This window comes from Chryseobacterium rhizosphaerae (genome assembly GCF_003385455.1).
GTDB classification, from domain to species: Bacteria; Bacteroidota; Bacteroidia; order Flavobacteriales; family Weeksellaceae; genus Chryseobacterium; species Chryseobacterium rhizosphaerae.
Genome location: NZ_QNUF01000018.1, coordinates 91,070 through 99,156, shown reverse-complemented (window position 1 = coordinate 99,156; position 8,087 = coordinate 91,070). Strand labels below are relative to the sequence as shown.

At 39.9% G+C, this 8,087-nt stretch carries 3 protein-coding genes; all 3 read left to right on the top strand.

The features are described 5' to 3' along the window. The first annotated feature begins 7 nt into the window (after positions 1–7). The 3 genes from DRF57_RS15290 to DRF57_RS15280 all read left to right on the top strand — a co-directional run bounded on the left by DRF57_RS15290 (position 8) and on the right by DRF57_RS15280 (position 8,047). A complete protein-coding gene (locus DRF57_RS15290) occupies positions 8–6,007 on the top strand; it encodes a non-ribosomal peptide synthetase (protein ID WP_262511488.1) in 6,000 nt (1,999 codons plus the stop codon). Between the two features lie 62 nt (positions 6,008–6,069). Beyond that, positions 6,070–6,789 (top strand): thioesterase II family protein, encoded by a 720-nt coding sequence (locus DRF57_RS15285; RefSeq protein WP_115919434.1) that lies wholly within the window; start codon positions 6,070–6,072, stop codon positions 6,787–6,789. Positions 6,790–6,832: 43 nt separating this feature from the next. Beyond that, on the top strand, positions 6,833–8,047 hold the full coding sequence (locus DRF57_RS15280; RefSeq protein ID WP_084086316.1) for a TCR/Tet family MFS transporter: 1,215 nt from the start codon (positions 6,833–6,835) through the stop codon (positions 8,045–8,047). Positions 8,048–8,087 lie beyond the last annotated feature (40 nt).

The window sequence follows — 8,087 nt, the reverse complement described above, 5'->3', positions numbered from 1 at the left end:
ACGCAGGATTTTCAGCAGCTTATTTGTGTATGAGAACTATCCGGTACCTAAGGGAGGTGAGGGTAATGAGTTGGGATTTGTATTCATGGACTCTGTAGAGAAGCTTGATTATCCATTGGGAATTATGGCTTCGGAACAGGGAGATAGTGTAACCGTCAAGATCAATTATGAAGGCGTTCTTTTTGAAGAACAAACGATACAGCAGTTGATTGAAGGAATGGAAACTCTTTTAGATCAGATCCTGAAAAATAAGAAAATCACAACAGATAAGCTTTATTATGTTTCTGATAATCAGCTAAAACTCATCCAGTCCTGGAATGTGGTAGAATCTGTAGTTTCAGATAAAACCCTTTCTGATTTATTTGAATCTCAGGCATCAAGAACTCCTGAAGCGATTGCGTTGGTTTATGGAGATGTTAGATTAAGCTACAAAGAGCTTAATGAGCGTTCAAACCGCCTGGCAAATTATCTGATAAAAACATATGCCCTTGAACCGGATGATTTAGTTCCACTATGTCTGGAGCGTTCAGAACACATGCTGATTGCTATTTTAGGAGTATTAAAATCCGGGGCAGCTTATGTTCCTATGGATCCCTCTTATCCTTCAGACAGAATAGAACACATTCTTAAAGATACAGGCAGTAAAATAGTTATTGCTGAAGAAAGCACTATAGAAAAAGTGACAGGTTCAGTAACAACTATTTCTATAAACGATTCTGTTTTCCAAACGATTCTGGAATTACAGGAAGTCTCAAATCCTGTTACGGAAGTTCAATCAGATAATCTGGCCTATGTTATTTATACCAGTGGAACCACGGGACTGCCTAAAGGAGTGATGGTGGAACATAAGAATGTAGTCAACGTTGTTTCTCAGGTAAGAGAGGCTTATGGTTTCAGTGAAGGAGAGAAAATAACTGCTTATACGTCATACGTTTTTGACGTATCCGTATCCGAGTTTTTCAACAGTTTACTGTATGGAAACGAACTTCACCTGTTGGATGAAGAAACGAAGAAGGATGCCGATGCTATCAGCAGATACTTAGTTTCTAATGAAATTGCTTATACCTATTTACCACCGGTGATGCTTTCTGTTCTTCCGCGTGTGTCTTACCCATTCCTTAAAGGTTTGTTGTATGCAGGAGAGCCTTGTGATTATGAAACAGGAAAATACTGGTCAGAAGAGAAAGTGTTGTACAACCTTTACGGCCCTACCGAAGCAACGATCTATGCCACTTACAAACAGGTAGAACATGGAGATGTTCATTTGATTGGCCGTCCGGTAGGGAACAGTTCAGCTTATGTACTGGATGAGTCCCATCGTTTAGTCCCTGTAGGTGCTGTAGGTGAGCTTTATCTTGGAGGAGTGGGAATAGCAAGAGGCTATTTAAACCGTGCTGATCTGACCGAAGAGCGTTTCATTGCTAACCCTTTCCAAACGAAAGAACAGAAAGAGAATGGAGAAAATGGAAGATTGTACAGTACGGGAGACCTTGTGCGTTGGCTTCCTGATGGCAATATAGAATACATTGGAAGAAATGACTTCCAGGTGAAGATCCGGGGTTACAGAATAGAGCTTGGAGAGATCGAAAACCGATTGTCTCAGCATCCTGAAGTAAAACAGTCTGTGGTATTGGCCAAAGAGAACAATGCGGGGATGAAATACCTTGCCGGATATTATGTATCAGCCGGAGAGCTGGATAATGAACTCCTTACTGAGTATTTATCCTCCTCTTTACCGGAATATATGGTACCGAGTGTCTTTGTTCATCTCACCTCTTTACCATTGACCATCAATGGTAAGCTAGACAGAAAACAGCTTCCTGAACCCGACTTCAATGGAGATAGAGAATATGTAGCCGTAGAAAATGAGTTACAGAGAACACTATCCCGAATTTACGGTGAAGTGCTGGGACTTGCCCCTGAAAACATCAGTATCCATGATGACTTCTTCCGATTAGGAGGAAACAGTATCATGGCGATTAAGTTAGCCGGTAAGATCAAGCAGGAACTTGGTATACAGGTGAAAGTGGCTAAGGTACTTACTCATAAGACTATAGTTTCTCTGGCCAATGTATTAAGTGGAGAAGATCATAATGATGAACAGATAACCATAACCCCGATAGCAATATCATCGCCTGAAGAGCAGCGTTTATCTTTTGCACAGGAAAGACTTTGGTTTATAGAAGCGTATGAAGGAGGAAGCAGTGCGTATAATATTCCAATGACTGTTATTCTGAATCAGAAAACGGATGTTTCCGTTCTGTGTAAAGCTCTTGAAGCGGTAGTAATGCGTCATGAAGTGCTCCGCACATTGATCAAAACGAATGAAGATGGAGTAGGGTATCAGATAGTTACAGATTTTATTCCTGAATTTAAAATAACAGAAGTAGAGACGAGAGAAGAATTGGATCAGCACATAAACAAATGTGCCAATAAAGTCTTCCGTCTGGATTCAGAAATTCCTGTAGAGATCAATATCTTCAGCTTCAAGGGGCAGCAGTATCTGTCTGTTGTGATTCATCATATTGCTTTTGACGGATGGTCTACAGAGGTCTTTTTAAAGGAACTGAGCAGTCTCTATCATACATTATCATTAGGAATAGCTTCTACACTTCCTGAATTGAAGATTCAATATAAAGATTTTGCGTTATGGCAGCGTAATTATCTTTCAGGTAAACGTTTGGATAGTCAGATTGAGTATTGGAAGGTTAAATTCGATGATTATCAAAGTCTGGATTTACCAACGGATTTCCATAGACCTGCAGACATCTCTTATGAAGGAGAAACAATTAATGTTGATATATCAGGAGAAATATCCGAAGGGATCAGAGGGATCTCCAGAAACCTTGGAGTAAGTGTATACAGTGTCATGCTGAGTGGATATTATCTGATGCTTTCAGCCTATTCCGGTCAGGAAGATATTGTAGTGGGAAGCCCTATTGCCAACCGTCATTATGCCGGTCTTGAAGATATCATCGGTTTCTTTGTAAACACCCTGGCTTTAAGAGAGAAAATTGACTCAGAGCAAAAGGTAAAAGACTTTATCCTTCAGGTGGCAGGTTCGGTGACGGAAGCACAATCTCATCAGGATCTTCCATTCGAGAAGCTTGTGGAAGAATTAGGAGTAGAACAGGATACATCCAGACACCCTGTCTTCCAGGTAATGTTTGGACTGCAGAATTTTGGTGGCGGAGATTCGACTGCTAAGGAAGATGAAGACTTATTCTATTCTTTTGATGGTGAAGTTGACTATCAGGCTGCAAAGTTTGATCTGACGACAATGGTAAATGATGGTCCGGAAGCGATACAGATGACCTTCAACTATGCAACCTCTCTGTTTAGAAAAGAAACAATTGTCCGTATGGCAAATTCTTATCAATTCCTTCTGAACCAGATGGTAAAATCAGGAACAGGGAATACAAGAATTAATGAGCTTTCTCTGATCGCGGAGAAGGAAAGCAAACAGATCGTAGACGTTTGGAATAATACCCAGAAAGGATATCAGGATAAGTTTACGATTCATCAGCTTTTTGAAAATCAGGTTGAAATGACTCCTGACACTACGGCTTTAGTCTATCAGAATATAAGATTATCCTACCGTGAACTGAATGAAAGAGCCAATCGTTTGGCCAATCACCTTATCAATGAATATCATCTTCAGCCGGATGATCTGGTACCTCTATGTCTTGAGCGTTCTGAAGATATAATTATTGCAATCCTTGCTGTGATGAAAGCCGGAGCGGCATATGTTCCTATGGATCCATCATATCCGGCAGAGCGATTTAATCATATTGTAAAAGATACTGAGGCCAGAGTGGTTCTTACCCAGAAAAATGGAGTCAATACATTAATAGAATCTTCTTTAGGGAAAGCAGAGTTGATTGTACTGGATAGCGAAAAGGTTATAGAAAAGCTTGATCAGTCAAACTCTGGCAATCCTGCTGCCAAGGTAAGCCCGGCCAATCTGGCTTATGTGATTTACACCAGTGGAACGACGGGACTTCCTAAGGGAGTAATGATTGAACATTCTGGAGTGATCAACCTTATAGAATCAATGATAAAAGTTCACCGACTTGAAGAATACCAGGAAGTGGGATGTTTTTCAAATTATGTATTCGATGCCTTTGTCTATGAAGCATTTCCGGCATTATGTAACGGGAATACCTTGTGGATGTATAGCAATGACCTTAGAACATCAGTGAACGAACTTAATGACTATATCAAAGAAAATAATATAGAAGTTTCCTTTATACCACCAGCTTTATTGAGGGAGGTTATAGATTATGGAACCCACTTGAAGCTGATTTTTGCCGGAGGGGAAAGTTTCCCTGCCCTGGATAAAAATATTGAGGATATCATCTTGGTAAATGAGTACGGGCCAACCGAAGGAACAGTCTGTACAACACTTCATTATTATAAAGAAGATCGCAATCCATTAAATATCGGGGATCCTATCAACAACATGACGGTTTATGTATTGGATGCCCATTTCCGTCCTGTTCCTGTAGGGGCAGTAGGAGAGCTTTATATAGGGGGAGCAGGTGTTGCCAGAGGTTATTTAAACCAACCTGAGTTGACAGAAGAACGCTTCCTGAACAATCCATTCCAGACGTTAGAACAAAAAGAAAAAGGAAAGAATGGACGGCTATATAAGACCGGTGACTTAGTACGCTGGCTGGCTAATGGTGAATTGGAATATATGGGCAGAAATGACTTCCAGGTGAAGATCCGCGGATATAGAATTGAGCTTGGAGAAATTGAAAACAGGTTACTTCAGTATCCTGGAGTGAAGCAGGCCGTTGTTCTGGCCAAAGAAAACAGAGGAGGAATGAAATATCTTGCCGGATACTATGTTTCTGATCCGGTAATAGACCCCCATATGATTTCTGAATTCTTATCAGAAACACTTCCGGATTATATGATTCCGAATGTGTATATACATCTGGAACGTCTTCCTCTCACTATCAACGGAAAAACAGACAGAAAACGCCTTCCTGAGCCTGAGTTTATCGGAATATCAGAATATGCCGCTCCTGAAAATGATCTGCAACGAAAACTTGCCGGTATCTATGGAGAAGTATTGGATCTGGATCCGGAAGGAGTTAGTATTCATGATGATTTCTTCAAATTAGGAGGAAATAGTATCATGGCTATTAAACTGATCAACAGGATACAGCAGCAGCTGGATGTTCAGCTCAAAATTGTAGAATTGTTTAAAGAGAAAACGATAAGTAAACTTTCTAAAACGATAATGAGCTACGGGAAAGAGTATAAGCCTATCGTTGCCTTTAATCAGGAGAATAGCAATCCAAAAATGTTCCTGATACATCCTGGAAACGGAGGTTGTGAAGTCTATCAGTCATTGGCAGAACAGTTAAAAGCAGAATATAACTGTTATGGAGTAGATTCCTATAACTTATACAATGAAGAGAAGATTAGTAACCTGAAAGGGCTTGCTCATTATTATCTGGATCATATTGATGACATCCGGAAAGATAATCATCAGGAAGAATATATCCTGTTAGGATGGTCTTTGGGTGGAAATATTGCACTGGAGATTGCCTCAGAGCTTGAGAACAGAGGACATCAGAAAATTACAGTTTATCTGCTGGATACTATTTTCTACGCCTCTGATCAGAAACTGGTAGAATTCCTTTCGTTTCCTACAGATGAAGAGCTGAGTGAGAAACTCAATATTCCTGTTGATGACCGCCGGTTTACAGCCACTAAAAACTTTATGTCAGCTGAGTATACGATTATTAAAGAAAATATTTCAAATAATCTTACTTCAACAAAAGTGGTTTTATTCAAGGCAATGCTTAAGGGAGAAACCTTCAATGAATCATTTAACAGCCATGTACAGGGATCAGCCTATAATAATGTAGATTCCATCATGGAAAACCGTGATTTATTATCTGTTTATCCTATTAATGCATCCCATCAAACGATGCTGGAACAGAAAGAACAGATCATTGACCTAATCCTTAAAACAGCTGCCAGTAATTAAAAAAACATGGGAGATGGTAAGAGATCTCCCATGTTCTAAACTACACACACTAAAGAAAACCTATGAACAGAACAACATCATATAAACCGCAGGTATTTTTATTGCATTACGCAGGCGGAGACAAAAATTCCTTCCGTCCGCTGATTGAAAATTTGGAACCCTTTTTTCAGGTAGTAACCCCCGAACTTCCGGGTAGAGGAGATCGTATGACAGCATCCTTTTTAAAAAATAAACAGGATGCTGTAGCAGATCTGTTGAGCCAGGTAAAAAAAGAGCGGAAAAAAGAAGTTCCATACCTCATATACGGCCATAGTATGGGAGCTATTTTAGGACATGAGATTTGTCTTGCAATGGAAGAATCTATGGATGCTCCCGCCTATTTTGTTCCAACAGGATATCCTGGCCCCAAAATAAAAAATAACCCACCTATTGCGGGACTGCCAAGAACAGAGTTCTTTATGGAGGTAAGAAAATTGGGTGGGCTTTCGGATGAAATCATGGAGTTTGAAGAATTACTGGACTTTTTTGAACCCGTGCTAAGAGCAGACTTCGGATTGCTGGAGAACAAGGAAAATATTCCGTTTTATGAAAAAATACAGACTCCCGTTTTTGCTGTAATGGGAAAAAATGAACGATATGCCCTGAACATAAGAAACTGGGCTCATTATACGGAATCCGAATGTGAATGTCAGATCGTAAACGGGAACCATTTCTTTATCAATCAAAACTTCAATTACATTGCGCAAGTCATTAAAAATCTAATGAATGCAGCGATAGCTTAATTGTAAAATATTCATACTTACTTTAAAAAAACAACCCCTACTTATGCAAAGAAAAAAAGATTACGCATTGGTTTTTATTTTTATCACCATCCTGATTGATATCATTGGAATAGGGATCGTTGCTCCCGTGCTGCCTACCCTTATTTTGAAGCTGTCAAATGGAGATTTAAGTACGACAACACAGTATATAGGGTGGTTTATATCAATATATGCCTTAATGCAGTTTATATTTGCCCCAATCCTGGGGAATCTTAGTGACCGCTTCGGACGAAGACCTGTACTTTTATGGTCTCTATTGGGACTCGGAATAGATTATCTGATTCTTGCATTTGCACCAAACCTTATGTGGTTGTTTGTGGGGCGGATAATAACAGGAATTATGGGATCCAGCATGACTACTGCTACTGCATATGTTTCAGATATCAGTACACCTGAAAAGAAAAGTCAGAATTTCGGAATGATAAGTGCCGTTGCCGGGCTTGGATTAATCATAGGACCTGTGATTGGAGGATTGCTGGGGCAGTATGGTGAACGAATCCCTTTCTATGCCGCTGCCGGGCTGAGTCTTCTTAATTTTATGTATGGCGTTTTTGTATTGCCTGAATCTCTTAAAGAAAGCAACAGAAGACCTTTTTCCTGGAAAACGGCCAATCCCATAGGAGCTATCAAAAGCATTAAAAAAGAGATATTGGCTCCTTCACTGATTGTTGCTTTTGTATTCATCGCTTTGGCGGGTCATGCTATGCAGAGCACCTGGAATGTATATGGGATGGAAAAGTTTAACTGGAAGGCGGATATGATAGGATATTCATTAGGGTTTTTTGGCGTTTTAATGGTGATATCCCAGGGGCTGTTTATTGGATTATTTATCAATAAGCTGGGGCAGAAGAAATCAATCATGATTTGCATGTTTATTTACTGCGTCAGTCTGCTATTATTTGGGTTAATAACTAAGTCATGGATGGCTTTTGCCGTCATGGTTCCTTATGCATTAGGAGGGATGGCTACCCCAATACTTCAAAGTGTAATTTCTTCCAAAGTTCCTGATAACAAGCAAGGGCTCCTTCAGGGAGGATTGTCGAGTATTGGCAGCATTACTGCTGTTTTTGGACCTTTGCTAATGACCAATGTATTCGCTTACTTTACATCTAGCCATAGCCCCGTGATTTTCAGTGGAGCTCCTTTTGTCTTAGCTTCTGTTTTGGCCTCAATTGGGAGTTTCTGTGTGTACGCTGCAATAAAAAACGAAAAATCTTAAAAACAGCAATAAAAGACAACTGCAGATTGTACTACATCAA